Raw genomic sequence first — 14,394 nt, forward strand, 5'->3', positions numbered from 1 at the left:
ACTGGCAGGACGCCGGGAGGTATCAAGGCAGCAGGATGGTGGAACCGGTAGTGCGCCGCGCCGACAGCTCGGTTTGCGCCTTCGCCGCATCAGCCAGTGGATAACGCTGGCTGACGTCCACCTTCAACTTGCCGCTGATGATCATCTCGAACAGCTCATCGGCCATTCGCTGCAGGTTTTCGGCGTTGTTGGCATAAGTCGCCAGAGTCGGCCGGGTCACGTACAGCGAACCCTTGGCGGAGAGAATACCCAGATTCACGCCGTCCACCGCGCCGGAAGCATTACCGAAGCTCACGACCAGGCCACGCGGCGACACGCTGTCGAGGGACGTCAGCCAGGTGTCCTTGCCGACACCGTCATAGACCACCGGGACTTTCTTGCCATCGGTCAATTCCAGCACGCGCTGGGCAACGTTTTCGTGGCTGTAATCGATCGTCGCCCAGGCGCCATAGGCCTTGGCCAGTTCGGCTTTCTCTTTGGAGCTGACGGTGCCAATCAGCTTCACGCCTAACGCTTTGGCCCATTGGCAGGCCAGTGAACCGACACCGCCGGCCGCCGCGTGGAACAGAATGGTTTCGCCACCCTTGAGTTCATAGGTCTGGCGCAGCAGGTATTGCACGGTCAGGCCTTTGAGCATTACACCGGCAGCCGTTTCGAAACTGATTTCGTCGGGCAGATGCACCAGATTGTCCTGGGGCAGCACATGCAATTCGCTGTAGGCCCCCAACGGGCCGCTGCCATAGGCCACGCGATCACCGACCTTGAACCGGGTGACGTCGCTGCCCACGGCATCGACGATCCCCGCACCTTCAGCACCCAGGCCGGACGGCAAGGCGGGCGGTGCGTACAGACCGCTGCGGTAATAGGTGTCGATGAAGTTCAGGCCGATCGCCTTGTTCGCCACGCGGACTTGATTGGGGCCGGGCGCGGCGGGTTGGTAATCAACATATTCGAGCACTTCGGGGCCGCCGTGGGCACGGAACTGGATACGCTTTGCCATCTGCCTGCTCTCCTTGGGTCTTTTGTGAGCCCCCTATCCAACTCCCATGCTTGATCTTCGTCAACTGCGGCGGGCTATTGTGCGGTGGTATGCTACGCGCCCATTTGCGTCGCCCGTCTGCCGGGGCGCCGCCCGATTCAAGGTGAAGCCATGACGACCCGCACCGACGCCGTAAAGGCCTATCTGCTCGACCTGCAAGACCGCATCTGCGCGGCTCTCGAAACCGAAGACGGCGGCACGCGCTTCGTCGAAGACGCCTGGACCCGGCCCGCCGGCGGTGGCGGTCGTACTCGCGTGATCGAGAACGGCACGGTAATCGAAAAGGGCGGTGTCAACTTTTCCCACGTCTTCGGCAGTGGTCTGCCACCGTCGGCCAGCGCCCATCGCCCGGAATTGGCTGGCCGCGGTTTCGAAGCCCTTGGCGTGTCGCTGGTGATCCACCCGCACAACCCGCATGTGCCGACGTCCCACGCCAACGTGCGCTTTTTCATCGCCGAGAAGGAGGGTGAAGAGCCGGTCTGGTGGTTCGGCGGCGGCTTTGACCTGACCCCGTATTACGGCAATGAAGAAGATTGCGTTCACTGGCACCGCGTTGCCGAGCAGGCTTGCGCGCCGTTTGGCCCGGACGTCTACCCGCGCTACAAGGCCTGGTGTGACACCTACTTCCACATCAAGCATCGCCACGAACCGCGCGGCATTGGCGGTTTGTTCTTCGATGACCTGAACGAGTGGGACTTCGATACCAGCTTCGCTTTTATGCGGGCCATCGGCGACGCCTACATCGATGCTTATCTGCCGATCGTGCAGCGCCGCAAAAACGATGCGTTTACCGCTCAGCAGCGTGAATTCCAGGAATTCCGCCGTGGCCGTTACGTCGAGTTCAATCTGGTCTACGACCGTGGCACCTTGTTCGGTCTGCAATCGGGCGGGCGTACCGAGTCGATCCTGATGTCGTTGCCGCCGCAAGTGCGCTGGGCCTATGACTGGAAGGCCGAGCCTGGCAGCGAAGAAGCACGCCTGACCGAGTACTTCCTGCAAGACCGCGACTGGCTGGCCGAGGCCTGAGGACATCTGATGGATCGTTACGTCGTTTTCGGCAACCCGATCGGCCACAGCAAATCGCCGATGATTCACAAGCTGTTCGCCGAGCAGACCGGCCAGCACCTCGACTACAGCACCTTGCTGGCGCCGCTTGAAGATTTCGCCAACTGCGCCACGGCGTTTTTCCAGGAAGGTCGCGGCGCCAACGTCACCGTGCCGTTCAAGGAAGACGCCTATCGTCTGGCCAATAGCCTGACCGCTCGCGCACAACGGGCCGGTGCGGTGAACACCTTGAGCAAACTGGCCGACGGCTCACTGCTCGGTGATAACACTGACGGCGCCGGACTGGTGCGCGATCTGACGGTGAACGCCGGGTTCAGCCTGACCGGCAAACGCATTCTGCTGCTCGGTGCCGGTGGTGCGGTGCGCGGGGCGTTGGAACCGTTGCTGGCGGAACAACCGGCCTCGGTGATCATCGCCAATCGTACGGTGGACAAGGCTGAGTTGCTGGCGGAATTGTTCTGCGACCTCGGGCCGGTCTCGGCCAGTGGTTTCGACTGGTTGCGCGAGCCGGTGGACGTGATCATCAACGCCACATCGGCCAGCCTCACTGGTGACGTGCCGCCGATTGCACCGAGCCTGATCGAGCCGGGCAAGACCCTGTGCTACGACATGATGTACGGCAAAGAGCCAACGGCGTTCTGCCGCTGGGCCCGTGAACATGGCGCGGCGGTGGCGATGGATGGCTTGGGGATGTTGGCGGAGCAGGCGGCTGAGGCGTTTTTCCTGTGGCGTGGTGTGCGCCCTGATACCGCACCGGTACTCGCCGAACTACGCCGCCAACTGGCGCAATAAATACCCATGTGGGAGCGAGCCTGCTCGCGAAAGCACTCTGTCTGACACATCAATGTTGGATGTGCCGCAGTCTTCGCGAGCAGGCTCGCTCCCACAAGGATTACCTCGATCGCCAATCAATCCTCAAACCGGATCGGACATTTCTCCGGCCCTTCCAGCTTCCGCAACTCCTCCACCACCTGCGGCCGCGCCCGGCGCAAGGTCAGGCTGCGATTCTGGCGCAACAACCGCCGCGCCTCCTGATGCAGCATTTCCACCCCCGAATAATCGATGAAGTTGATCTGCTGCGCCTCGATCACCACCCGCGCGCCGTGCATACGTTGCAGGCGTACCTGCAGGTAATGGCTGGCGCCGAAAAAGATCGATCCGCCGACACGCAACACATCGTCTTCGCCGTCGCGCCAGTGCTGCACGCGCGGTTGCGAAGTGCGCTTGAGGTAGAAGAACAGCGAGGCCAGCACACCGGCATAAATCGCCGTCTGCAATTCCAGTAGCAAAGTCGCGAGGCAGGTCAGCGCCATGACCACAAACTCGGCGCGGCTGACACGCAGCAATGCGCGAATGCCTCGGTGGTCGACCAGCCCCCAGGCAATCAACAGAATGCTCCCGGCCATCGCCGGGATCGGAATGTGCGCGATCAGCCCCGCACCAAAAATTGCGAACAACGCCACCCAGATTGCTGAAAACACCCCGGCCAGCGGCGAGCAAGCGCCTGCCTCGTAACTGAGGCCAGAGCGTGTGAACGACCCGGCCGACAGCGACCCGGAAAAGAACGCCCCGACAATATTCGACAAGCCCTGTGCACGGACTTCCTGATTGGCATCAAGCAATTGCTGCGACCGCGCCGAAATCGAGCGCGCAATCGACAGACTGGTAACCAGGCCGAGCATGCCCACCGCCACAGCGCTTGGCAGCAATCGCAGGATCAAGTCCAGATCCAGCGGCAATCCACTGAGCGGCGGCAAACGCCCGACAAACGCGCTGACCAGATGCACATGGCCGAACACGCCCGGCCACAACCACACCAGCAAACTGGCCAGCACCAGCGTGATCAACAGCGTCGGCCAGCGCGGCAACAGGTGTTTGAGCAGCAGACCGACGACCACCGTGGCCAAACCCAACACCAGCGAAGGTTTATCCACAGCCCGCAGGTGTTGCAGCAGATCCATCAAACTGGCCAGCGCCGTGGCTTTTGCCGGCAACTCCAGGCCCAGCAGGTTTGGCAATTGCCCGATAGCAATCACCACCGCGGCGCCAAGGGTGAACCCCAGCACCACCGAATGCGAGACGAAATTCACCAGCGCGCCAAAGCGCAGCAAACCGAGCAGCCACTGGAATATCCCCGCAAGCAAGGTCAGCAGCAGGATCAGGGTGATGTAGTCCTGCGAGGCTGGAACCGCTAAAGGGCTGACACTGGCAAACAGCACAATCGAAATCGCTGCCGTCGGACCGCAGATCAAATGCCACGACGAACCCCACAGGCAGGCGATCAGCACCGGAATGATTGCGGCGTAGAGGCCGTACTCGGGTGGCAGACCAGCGATCAACGCGTAGGCAATCGACTGGGGGAGCGCGAGAATCGCCCCGCTGAGGCCGACGATCAGATCCCGTCCGACGCTGGCGCGGGTTTGTCGCGGCAACCAGGTGAGGAAGGGGAAGAGAGAGTGGCGGCTGGGGAAGGCCATGGGTCCTCGCGGTTGGGTTTTGTTCAAGGTTATCAGGGTGCCAGGGGAAAGGCCCCTCACCCTAACCCTCTCCCAAGGGAGAGGGGACTGACCGTGGTGTTTATTCAAGATTCACCGACCTGCGATTTCAGAGTTGAACGCAAGTTTTGAATCCAACAGATATCGGCTCCCTTTCCCCCTCGCCCCTCTGGGGAGAGGGCTGGGGTGAGGGGGCAAAAATCTCGAGCCGAGCACAATTCCAGCCACCCCACGATCAAAGCTTCGCTTTCACCGCCGCCAACGCATCCTTCCCGTCAGCCGTCTTGACGCCATCCAGCCACTTATCCAACACCGCCGGATTCGCCTTGATCCAAGCCTTCGCCGCCTCGGAATTGCTGACCTTTTTGTTCACCACCTCAGCCATGATGCTGTTCTCCATCTCCTGAGTGAACGAAAGATTGGTCAGCAATTTACCCACATTCGGACACGCCTCGGCGTAGCCCTTGCGCGTTAACGTAAACACGCTGCCGGTGTCGCCAAAGTACTTCTCGCCACCCTTGAGGTAATGCATCTTCAACTGCACGTTCATCGGGTGCGGCGTCCAGCCGAGGAAGGTAACGAATTTCTGTTTCTTCACCGCCCGCGACACTTCAGCCAGCATCGCCTGTTCGCTGGATTCGATCAGCTTCCACTGGCCCATGTCGAAGTCGTTCTTCTTGATGATTTCCTGCAGCGAGATATTCGCCGGCGCACCCGAACCGATGCCGTAGATCTTCTTGTCGAACTTGTCGGCGTATTTGTTCAGGTCTGCAAAGTTATGCACACCCGCGTCCCACACGTAGTCCGGCACGGCGAGGGTGAATTCGGTGCCGTCGAGGTTCTTCGCCAGTTGCGTGACATCGCCAGTGGCGACGAACTTGTCGTAGAAGCCCTGCTGCGCCGGCATCCAGTTGCCGAGAAACACGTCCACCTGGCCGTCCTTCAAACCACCGAAGGTGATCGGCACCGCGAGGGTGTCGACCTTGGCTTTGTAGCCCATGCCATCCAGCAGAAACCCGGTGATGGCGTTGGTCGCGGCGATGTCGCTCCAGCCCGGATCGGCCATTTTCACGGTGTCGCAGCTTTGCTCAGCGAAGGCCGAGGCGCTGCTCAGCGCGAGCAGGCCGATCGTCACTACTGTGGATAACTTACGCATGGACTTCCCCTTAACATTATTGGTTTTGGCAGGGTTGTGGATAACGTGCTTTGCGTTCCAGATCGTCGAGGTCGATGTGGTTGCGCATGTATTGCTGACTGGCGTCCACCAGTGGCTGGTGATCCCAGCTCTTCAGCTTGCCGAGGGTCAACGCGTCGGCGACAAATCGGCGGCGGCGCTGGCTCGCGAGGACCTCCCGGTGAATCGACTGAATGTCCCATTTGGCCCGTGCTTCGGCGAGAAAATCGTCGAACAGCGGGCGATGTTGCGGCGATTGGCTGAGTTCTTCCAGTTCATGCGGATCGTTATCTACGTCGAAGAGTAGGCAAGGGTCGCTTTCACTGTAGATAAATTTGTAGGCGCCGCGACGGATCATCATCAGCGGGCTGATGGTGCCTTCGGCCATGTATTCGCCGAACACTTCGTCATGACCGCCCTGCCCTTGAAGGTGTGATACCAGCGAGCGGCCATCCAGTGGCAGGCCCGGTTCCAGCGTGCCGCCGGCCAATTCGACGAAGGTTGGCAACAGGTCTGCGGTCGATACGGCAGCGCTGACACGCCCGGCATCGAACTGGCCTGGAGCACTTATCAACAGGGGGACGCGGGCCGCCATTTCGTACCAGTGCATTTTGTACCAAAGGCCCTTTTCGCCGAGCATGTCGCCGTGGTCACCGGAGAAGACAATAATTGTGTCATCGATCAGGCCGGTTTCTTCGAGGGTTTGCAGAAGTTTGCCGACGTTGGCGTCGATATAGCTGCATGCACCGAAATATGCCCGGCGTGCATCGCGAATCTTATCCACAGGCAGTGGCTTGTCCCACAGGTCATAAACCTTGAGCAGCCGCTGCGAGTGCGGATCGAGTTCGTGTTGATCCGGGGTTGTAGGCAACGGGATATCGGCATCGTCGTACAAATCCCAGAACGCCTTGGGAATGGTGTACGGGTCGTGTGGGTGAGTCATCGATACTGTCAGGCAGAACGGCTGATCGCCGTCCTCGCGGATGTGATCGAACAGATATTGCTGTGCCTTGAACACCACCTCTTCATCGAAATCCAGTTGATTGGTGCGCACACATGGCCCGGCCTGCAGCACCGAAGACATGTTGTGGTACCAGCTCGGCCGTACATCCGGCTCATCCCAGTTCACGGCCCAACCGTAATCGGCCGGGTAGATATCACTGGTCAGGCGTTCTTCATAACCGTGCAACTGGTCCGGACCGCAGAAGTGCATCTTGCCGGATAGCGCGGTGCGGTAGCCGAGGCGGCGCAAGTAATGGGCATAAGTCGGCACATCGGCAGGGAAATCGGCGGCGTTGTCGTAGGCGCCGATCTTGCTCGGCAACTGGCCGCTGACCAGGGTGAACCGCGATGGCGCGCACAACGGGCTGTTGCAGTAAGCGGCATCGAACACCACGCCTTGGGCGGCGAGGCGGGAAAGATTCGGCAGTTTGATCGGCGATGGGCCGTAGAACGGCAACATTGGCGCGGCCATCTGATCGGCCATGATGAAAAGAATATTCTTGCGCTTCATGTGATCGCGGCATTCCATAGTGAATATTTATGCGACATTGCTGCGATCGAGCATGGAGTCCATGCTTTATCCGGTAAAGCCCACGCCGGACAATGACTAGGATAAGCACAGCTTATGTATGAAGCCTTGGGTGATCTGTCCCTCGACCTGTTGCGCGCCTTTGAGGCGGCCGCTCGCCAGCGCAGCTTTACCGCAGCGGCGGTAGAGCTTGGCACCACGCAACCAGCGATCAGTCAGCAGATCAAACGGCTGGAAGAACAACTCGGCACGCGACTATTTGATCGCATTTACCGTGGGATCGAGCTGACCGAAGTCGGCGCGATACTGTTTGAGCAAGTTACTCTCGGTTTACAGAATATCGATGCAGGATTGAGCACGATCAGCGCACAGCAACAACATGAAGTCCTGCAAGTTGCCACCGACTTTGCCTTCGCTGCTTATTGGCTGATGCCGCGCCTGCACCGCTTTCATGAAGCTAACCCGCAGGTCGACGTCAGCCTGGTGACCAGCGAACGCAACCACAACATGCTGCGCACCGATATCGACGTGGCGATTCTGTTCGGTGATGGGCGTTTCAAGCAGGGCGAAAGCCTTTGGTTGTTCAGCGAAGAAGTATTCCCGGTGTGCAGCCCGCAATTGCTCAAGGATCGCGCCCTGCCCTTGCCTGCTCACGCGCTGCTGGAGTTCCCGTTGCTGCACCTGCGTGGGGAAAACAGCAGCAACTGGTTTGACTGGAGTGGTCTGTTCCGTGAACTCGGTATCAATACGCCGCCGGCACCGGGGCAATTGCGTTTCGACAATTACACGCTGTTGATTCAAGCGGCGATTGGCGGTCAAGGCGTAGCGATTGGCTGGCGGCACCTTGTGGATAACTTGCTGAGTCAGGGTTTGCTGTGCCGCCCCATCGCCGAAACGACCTTGTCGCGCCTCGGTTATTACGTGGTGCTGCCCCAGCGCAAACGTCGGGGCGCGTTGATTCAACAGTTTGTCGATTGGTTAATGGCGGAACAGGCGAGCAGCGCGCAATCCCTCAACGGTTTGACGTTGCCTTCGATCGCGGTTTGAAGATCTTTTACGTATCTGAAGCCGCAACGAAATTCACATGCTGCCCTACATGCAAATTCAGCCTTAGCTCATCGGCAATCCCCACCGCCACGCGGTTCAGCCGCTCCAGTGGCTCGGCCAGACCCGGTTCGAGATTGCCGCCGACCTGGCTGAAATGCTCAATGGTCAGCCCGGCCACGCCGTGCGGCGCATTGACCAGCGTCCAGTGCAGCGGGCTGCTTTGCACGGCTTCGCGAATTTCTTCGGCGGCATGGCGTTGCAGGCGATCATCGACGTCCGGCTCATCGAGTACGGCAAAATCCCCCACCAGAAACAGCCGCGAAACGTTGGCGGCTTGCAGTCCATCGACCAATGCATCGACGGCCAGCACCTGCTCGACGGGGCCGAGCACGACAGAGCGCTCAACGTGATCGCTGCTGAATGGCAAACCTGGCGCATCCAATAAGCAGATGACCACCGAACTGCCGGCCACACTTTGATTGACCCTCTCGGAGTCGAACAGATCGCCGCTCTTGGTGCGTAGTCCGGGACGCGGCGCAAGTGCGGTCAGATCGTCGAGAATGGCGATGACTTCATGCTGACGACGCAGCAACTCAGCCATCAACGCGCTGCCCAGGCTACTCATGGCACCATAGAGCACCACTTTTACCGCCGGGGTTTCGGCATTTTTCATGGCTGATCCCTTTTCTTATCCCTTGTATGGCGTGTGACATACGGGCAACGCCGAGGGTTCGAACCGATTTCCGAGGGCTTCAGATGCAAGCGATCAAGGGCTACCACGCCCACGTCTATTTCGACGCCAGCACCATTGAACAGGCACGGGCCTTGTGCGAGCAGGCCGCGCAGTTATTTGCAGTGAAAATGGGCCGTGTTCACGAACGTCCGGTCGGTCCGCATCCGGACTGGAGTTGCCAGTTGGCCTTCGGCCCCGAGTTGATCAGCGATGTGCTGCCGTGGCTGGTGTTGAACCGCAAAGGTCTGGTGGTGTTTCTGCACCCGGACACTGGCGATGACCTGCTCGACCACACCGAACACGCAATCTGGATGGGCGCGATGCGGTCGCTGGATCTGTCTGTTTTCTGATCAGATCGTTTCTTCGGCTTCGCCCGGCAGATGCTCGTCCAGGTGCAGCCAGGGCAATTGGCTGTCGGTCCAGATGTGTCGTTCGGCGGGCGCCAGCTCGGGTTGATCGAGGGTGGCGATGGTCAAGTCGATGCTCTGTGGGCTGAGCAACGTCACCAACGCCAGTTGCGCGCCGCACTGCGGGCAGAAGTACCGCGCGCAACTGTCGGATGAGTCATAACGCGCCGGCGTACCAGCCAGCCATTGGAAACTGGAGGCTGGCACCGTGATCCACGTCGTGACGATGCCGCCGCTGACCTTGCGGCAAATCGAACAATGGCAATGGGCGATGTCCTGCAACGCCCCGCTGAACTGATAACGAATGTGTCCGCAATGGCAGCCGCCGCTGTGCAATTGGCTCATGATCAAAGCCCTCCTTCCCGTGTTTATTGACTCTGGTTCGCATCCGACGGCCGGTTGACCGTTCACCCAAAGCTTTCTGCAGCGAAAGGTAGCTGAAAGCTTGCCCGATTAGGATCGCCTCCACTTCCGGCAACAGACCGGTTGGCCAATGCGTGTGATACCTCGCACTAAAGGCCCAATTAACAACAACAATGGTGATTCTGATGTCCTCTGTAGCCCGCCTTTACGCTGTCACTCCGCCCGTACGTCTCGTGCTTCCCGTTCTGCGCTGATCGGCCAGATCTGCTCATTTAACTAGCCGCGCTACGCCTGGAGTATTCCCATGCTGACTTTCCTTGGCTTCGCCATGGTCATCACGTTCATGTTCCTGATCATGACCAAGCGCCTGTCCGCGCTGATCGCTCTGATCATCATCCCGATCGTCTTCGCCCTGTTCGGCGGCTTTGCACCGAAGATCGGCCCGATGATGCTCGAAGGCATCACCAAGCTCGCGCCGACTGGCGTGATGCTGATGTTCGCCATTCTCTATTTCGCCCTGATGATCGACTCCGGCCTGTTCGACCCGGCCGTGCGCAAGATCCTCAAACTGGTCAAGGGCGACCCGCTGAAAGTTTCGGTCGGCACCGCCGTACTGGCGCTCGTCGTTTCCCTCGATGGTGACGGCGCGACCACTTACATGATCTGCGTGGCCGCCATGCTGCCGCTGTACAGCCGCATCGGCATGAGCCCGCGGATCATGGCTGGTCTGATCATTCTCGCCGGCGGCGTGATGAACATGACCCCATGGGGTGGCCCGACTGCCCGCGCCGCGAGTGCGCTGCACGTTGACCCGTCGGACATCTTCGTACCGATGATCCCGGCGATGGCCGCGGGTGTGGTCGCGATTCTGGTTATCGCTTATTTCTACGGCAAACGTGAACGTGCGCGTCTGGGTGAGCTGCATCTGGTTGGCGATGATATCGATCACAGCGAAATCAGCGTGTCGCAGTTCCCGGATGCCCGCCGTCCAAAACTGATCTGGTTCAACGGCGCCCTGACCTTCGGTCTGATGTGCACCCTGATCGCCGGCCTGTTGCCGTTGCCGGTGCTGTTCATGGTGGCATTCAGTATTGCCATGATCGTCAACTACCCTTGCCTGCAGATGCAGAAGGATCGCGTCGCGGCTCACGCCGGGAGCGTGCTGGCAGTGGTCGGGCTGATCTTTGCGGCGGGTATCTTCACCGGTATCCTGAGCGGCACCGGCATGGTCGATGCGATGTCGAAGAGCCTGTTGGCGGTGATTCCGGATTTCCTCGGCCCTTACCTGGCCGTGATCACGGCGCTGGTGAGCATGCCGTTCACCTTCTTCATGTCCAACGATGCGTTCTACTATGGCGTGTTGCCGGTGTTGGCCGAAGCTGCCAGCCACTACGGGATCACCGCAGTGGAAATGGCCCGTGCCTCGATCGTCGGTCAGCCCGTCCACTTGCTGAGCCCGTTGGTGCCATCGACGTATCTGTTGGTAGCCCTGGCCGGCATTGATTTTGGTGACCACCAGCGTTTCACCCTGAAATGGGCGATCCTGGTATGTATCTGCATTCTGATTGCTGCACTGCTGTTGGGGACTTTCCCGGTGTTCAGCACTCTATAAGCCCAAGACTCACCGTTTCGGGTCCTGGCTTCGCGGTTTGAAGCCCGGACCTTTTTCGGTTTAACACTCGCTCAAAGGAATACACATGGATTGGCTGACCAACCCCGAAATCTGGGTTGCCTTCTTTACCCTGACCGCCCTGGAAATCGTTCTGGGCATCGATAACATCATCATGATTTCGATCCTGGTCAGCCGCATGCCCAAACACATGCAGCAGCGCACCCGGATCTTCGGTCTTGGCCTGGCCATGATCACCCGCATCCTGTTGCTGCTGTCGATCACCTGGGTCATGCGCCTCACCGCCGATCTGTTCGAAGTGTTCGGCCAAGGCATTTCCGGCCGTGACCTGATCCTGTTCTTCGGTGGTCTGTTCCTGCTGTGGAAGAGCTCGCAAGAGATGTACCACGCGCTGGAAGGCGAAGATGAAAGCGACGAAACCCCGGGCGGCAAGGGTGGCAACTTCCTCTACACCATCATCCAGATTGCAATCATCGACATCGTCTTCTCGCTGGATTCGGTGATCACGGCGGTGGGCATGGTGTCCCACGTGCCGGTGATGGTCGCGGCGATCGTCGTGGCGGTACTGGTGATGATGCTGGCCTCGGGCAAGATCAGCGAATTCATCGACAAGCACCCGTCACTGAAAATGCTGGCGCTGTCGTTCCTACTGGTGGTCGGCACCGTGCTGATTGCCGAGTCGTTCGACGTGCATGTGCCAAAGGGCTACGTCTACTTCGCCATGGCGTTCTCGCTGGCCGTGGAAGCGATCAACATCAAGCTGCGCGGCGCAATGGCCAAGAAAAAACAGCAGCAAGACCCGGTGAAACTGCGCAAGGACATTCCGGGCCAGTAACCCGGTAGTCTTCAGGCAACACCCCTTGTAGGAGTGAGCCTGCTCGCGATAGCGGTCTGTCAGTCAACATCAATGTTGAGCCTGATGGCCCTATCGCGAGCAGGCTCACTCCTACATTTGTTTGTGGTGGATTCAGGTGGGTGAATGAACCCGTTTTCATGACACTTTTGTTTCAATCGACACTTTAGCTGTGCAATGCTGGCGCCCAGACCGTTAGCCAACTACAGCTTAAGTATCAAAAACGTAGAAACCGCGCGGTACCGTCAACTTGCCTCTCTGAGGCACTGCTACTACAGGGGGTCTCCATGCTCACCCTGCTCAATCTGCTTTCCGCCGTCGCCCTGTTGATCTGGGGCACGCACATCGTTCGAACCGGCATCCTGCGGGTGTACGGCACCAACCTGCGCCATGTGATCGGCCAGAACATGTCCAAGCGCTGGCTGGCCTTTGTCGCCGGCATCGTCGTTACCGCGATGGTGCAGAGCAGCAATGCCACGGCCATGCTCGTGACCTCTTTCGTCGGCCAGGGCTTGATGGCGCTGACCCCGGCGCTGGCGACCATGCTCGGCGCCGACGTTGGTACCGCGCTGATGGCGCGGGTGCTGACGTTTGACTTGTCGTGGCTGTCGCCGCTGCTGATTTTCCTCGGGGTGATTTTCTTTCTGTCGCGCAAACAGACGCGGCTCGGGCAGATGGGCCGGGTCAGCATCGGTCTGGGGCTGATCATTCTCGCGCTGCAATTGATCGTCGAGGCCGCCGCACCGATCACCCACGCGCAAGGGGTCAAGGTGATCTTCGCCTCGCTGACCGGCGATATCCTTCTCGACGCCTTGGTCGGCGCGTTGTTCGCGATGATTTCCTACTCGAGCCTCGCCGCCGTGTTGCTCACCGCGACACTGGCCGGCGCCAGTGTGATCAGTCTGCCGGTGGCGATCGGCCTGGTGATCGGCGCCAATATTGGCAGCGGCATTCTTGCGTTCATGAGCACCAGCATGCAGAACGCGGCCGGGCGGCAAGTGGCGCTGGGCAGTCTGCTGTACAAACTGATCGGCCTGCTGCTGATCATTCCGGTACTCGATCCGCTGGTGCACTGGATCGACAGCCTCGATTTCAGCCCGCAGGAAATGGTCATCGGCTTCCACTTGCTCTACAACACCGCGCGCTGCCTGATTCTGCTGCCGTCGGTGGGGCCGATGGCGCGTCTCTGCGCATGGCTGCTGCCGGAACGGCCGGAGGTCAACGGCACCGCCAAACCGCGCCATCTCGACGCGACCGCGCTGGTCACACCGAGCCTGGCGTTGGCCAACGCCGCGCGGGAAACCCTGCGCATGGGCGATCTGCTCGACAACATGCTCGACGCCTCGCTTGATGTGCTGCACGGCAAGCAGACCGCCGTCACCCAGGAAATGCGCCGATTGACCGACGACGTCGAAGCGCTGTATAGCGCGATCAAACTGTACCTGGCGCAGATGCCCCGCGAAGACCTCGGCGAGCAGGACAGTCGGCGCTGGGCCGAGATCATCGAGCTGGCGATCAATCTGAAACTGGCCGCCGACCTGATCGAACGCATGCTGCGCAAGATCCAGCAGCAGAAAACCTCGCAGCGGCGCTCGTTTTCCGAAGAGGGTCTGGAGGACCTGGCCGGGCTGCAGCAGCAACTGATCGCCAATTTGCGTTTGGGCCTGTCGGTGTTTCTCAGCGGCGACCGCGAAAGTGCCCGGCAATTGCTCCGCGAGAAACGCCGCTTTCGCGCGCAGGAACGTCGTCTGGCCCACGCGCATGTCAGCCGTTTGCAACGCAAGATCGTGCAGAGTATTGAAACCAGCTCGCTGCACCTGGAGTTGATTGCCGACATGAAACGCTTGAATTCGCTGTTTTGCGGCAGTGCGTATGTGGTGCTGGAAACGGCGGATACCGGGGCGCTGGCGGCGGATGATATTGCCGACATTACGCATTCGCCTTGAACGACTGGGGCTGGGTTTAGTCAGTTACATTGATTCAGCCTTCAGGCCGCTATCGCGAGCAGGCTCACTCCTACAGGGGGACGCATTCCAAATGCAGGAGTGAGCCTGCTC

Annotated in this window: 13 protein-coding genes; 7 read left to right on the forward strand and 6 right to left on the reverse strand. The window is 59.8% G+C overall.

The window, feature by feature from the left end; all coding sequences use genetic code 11:
- Positions 1-22 precede the first annotated feature (22 nt).
- Complete coding sequence (locus tag HU754_RS01150; RefSeq protein ID WP_186620332.1) at positions 23-1,000, reverse strand: NADPH:quinone reductase; 978 nt, start codon at positions 998-1,000, stop codon at positions 23-25.
- A gap of 150 nt (positions 1,001-1,150) precedes the next feature.
- On the opposite strand from HU754_RS01150, the gene hemF reads away from it, so the two are divergent.
- Positions 1,151-2,065, forward strand: coding sequence for an oxygen-dependent coproporphyrinogen oxidase (gene hemF / locus HU754_RS01155; protein ID WP_186620333.1), 915 nt, complete (start codon positions 1,151-1,153; stop codon positions 2,063-2,065).
- A gap of 9 nt (positions 2,066-2,074) precedes the next feature.
- Complete coding sequence (gene aroE / locus HU754_RS01160; protein ID WP_186620334.1) at positions 2,075-2,896, forward strand: shikimate dehydrogenase; 822 nt, start codon at positions 2,075-2,077, stop codon at positions 2,894-2,896.
- 116 nt (positions 2,897-3,012) lie between these two features.
- On the opposite strand, the gene HU754_RS01165 is transcribed toward aroE, so the two are convergent.
- The 3 genes from HU754_RS01165 to betC all read right to left on the reverse strand — a co-directional run bounded on the left by HU754_RS01165 (position 3,013) and on the right by betC (position 7,286).
- The gene (locus HU754_RS01165; protein ID WP_186620335.1) at positions 3,013-4,581 is read right to left on the reverse strand and encodes a SulP family inorganic anion transporter; all 1,569 of its coding nucleotides are present in this window, start codon (positions 4,579-4,581) and stop codon (positions 3,013-3,015) included.
- Between the two features lie 253 nt (positions 4,582-4,834).
- Positions 4,835-5,755, reverse strand: a complete 921-nt coding sequence (choX, locus tag HU754_RS01170; RefSeq protein ID WP_186620341.1) for a choline ABC transporter substrate-binding protein — start codon at positions 5,753-5,755, stop codon at positions 4,835-4,837.
- Between the two features lie 16 nt (positions 5,756-5,771).
- Positions 5,772-7,286, reverse strand: coding sequence for a choline-sulfatase (betC, locus tag HU754_RS01175; protein ID WP_186620343.1), 1,515 nt, complete (start codon positions 7,284-7,286; stop codon positions 5,772-5,774).
- 114 nt (positions 7,287-7,400) lie between these two features.
- Between betC and HU754_RS01180 the strand changes: the two genes are divergently transcribed.
- Positions 7,401-8,351 carry a choline sulfate utilization transcriptional regulator gene (locus tag HU754_RS01180; RefSeq protein WP_186620344.1) on the forward strand — a complete coding sequence of 317 codons (951 nt, stop codon included), beginning with the start codon at positions 7,401-7,403 and terminating at the stop codon, positions 8,349-8,351.
- A gap of 7 nt (positions 8,352-8,358) precedes the next feature.
- On the opposite strand, the gene HU754_RS01185 is transcribed toward HU754_RS01180, so the two are convergent.
- Positions 8,359-9,024 carry an NAD(P)-dependent oxidoreductase gene (locus tag HU754_RS01185; RefSeq protein ID WP_186620345.1) on the reverse strand — a complete coding sequence of 222 codons (666 nt, stop codon included), beginning with the start codon at positions 9,022-9,024 and terminating at the stop codon, positions 8,359-8,361.
- Between the two features lie 83 nt (positions 9,025-9,107).
- On the opposite strand from HU754_RS01185, the gene HU754_RS01190 reads away from it, so the two are divergent.
- The gene (locus tag HU754_RS01190; RefSeq protein ID WP_093429525.1) at positions 9,108-9,434 is read left to right on the forward strand and encodes a DOPA 4,5-dioxygenase family protein; all 327 of its coding nucleotides are present in this window, start codon (positions 9,108-9,110) and stop codon (positions 9,432-9,434) included.
- Here the strand turns inward: HU754_RS01190 and HU754_RS01195 are convergent, their stop codons facing one another.
- Positions 9,435-9,836, reverse strand: coding sequence for a GFA family protein (locus HU754_RS01195; RefSeq protein WP_186620346.1), 402 nt, complete (start codon positions 9,834-9,836; stop codon positions 9,435-9,437).
- 322 nt (positions 9,837-10,158) lie between these two features.
- On the opposite strand from HU754_RS01195, the gene HU754_RS01200 reads away from it, so the two are divergent.
- The 3 genes from HU754_RS01200 to HU754_RS01210 all read left to right on the forward strand — a co-directional run bounded on the left by HU754_RS01200 (position 10,159) and on the right by HU754_RS01210 (position 14,283).
- Positions 10,159-11,466 carry a CitMHS family transporter gene (locus tag HU754_RS01200; protein WP_007911819.1) on the forward strand — a complete coding sequence of 436 codons (1,308 nt, stop codon included), beginning with the start codon at positions 10,159-10,161 and terminating at the stop codon, positions 11,464-11,466.
- Between the two features lie 85 nt (positions 11,467-11,551).
- Positions 11,552-12,319: a TerC family protein gene (locus HU754_RS01205; RefSeq protein WP_093429523.1), complete on the forward strand. Its 768-nt coding sequence runs from the start codon at positions 11,552-11,554 to the stop codon at positions 12,317-12,319.
- A gap of 305 nt (positions 12,320-12,624) precedes the next feature.
- The gene (locus HU754_RS01210) at positions 12,625-14,283 is read left to right on the forward strand and encodes a Na/Pi cotransporter family protein (protein ID WP_186620347.1); all 1,659 of its coding nucleotides are present in this window, start codon (positions 12,625-12,627) and stop codon (positions 14,281-14,283) included.
- Positions 14,284-14,394 lie beyond the last annotated feature (111 nt).

This window comes from Pseudomonas zeae (assembly GCF_014268485.2).
Classification (GTDB): domain Bacteria; phylum Pseudomonadota; class Gammaproteobacteria; order Pseudomonadales; family Pseudomonadaceae; genus Aquipseudomonas; species Aquipseudomonas neuropathica.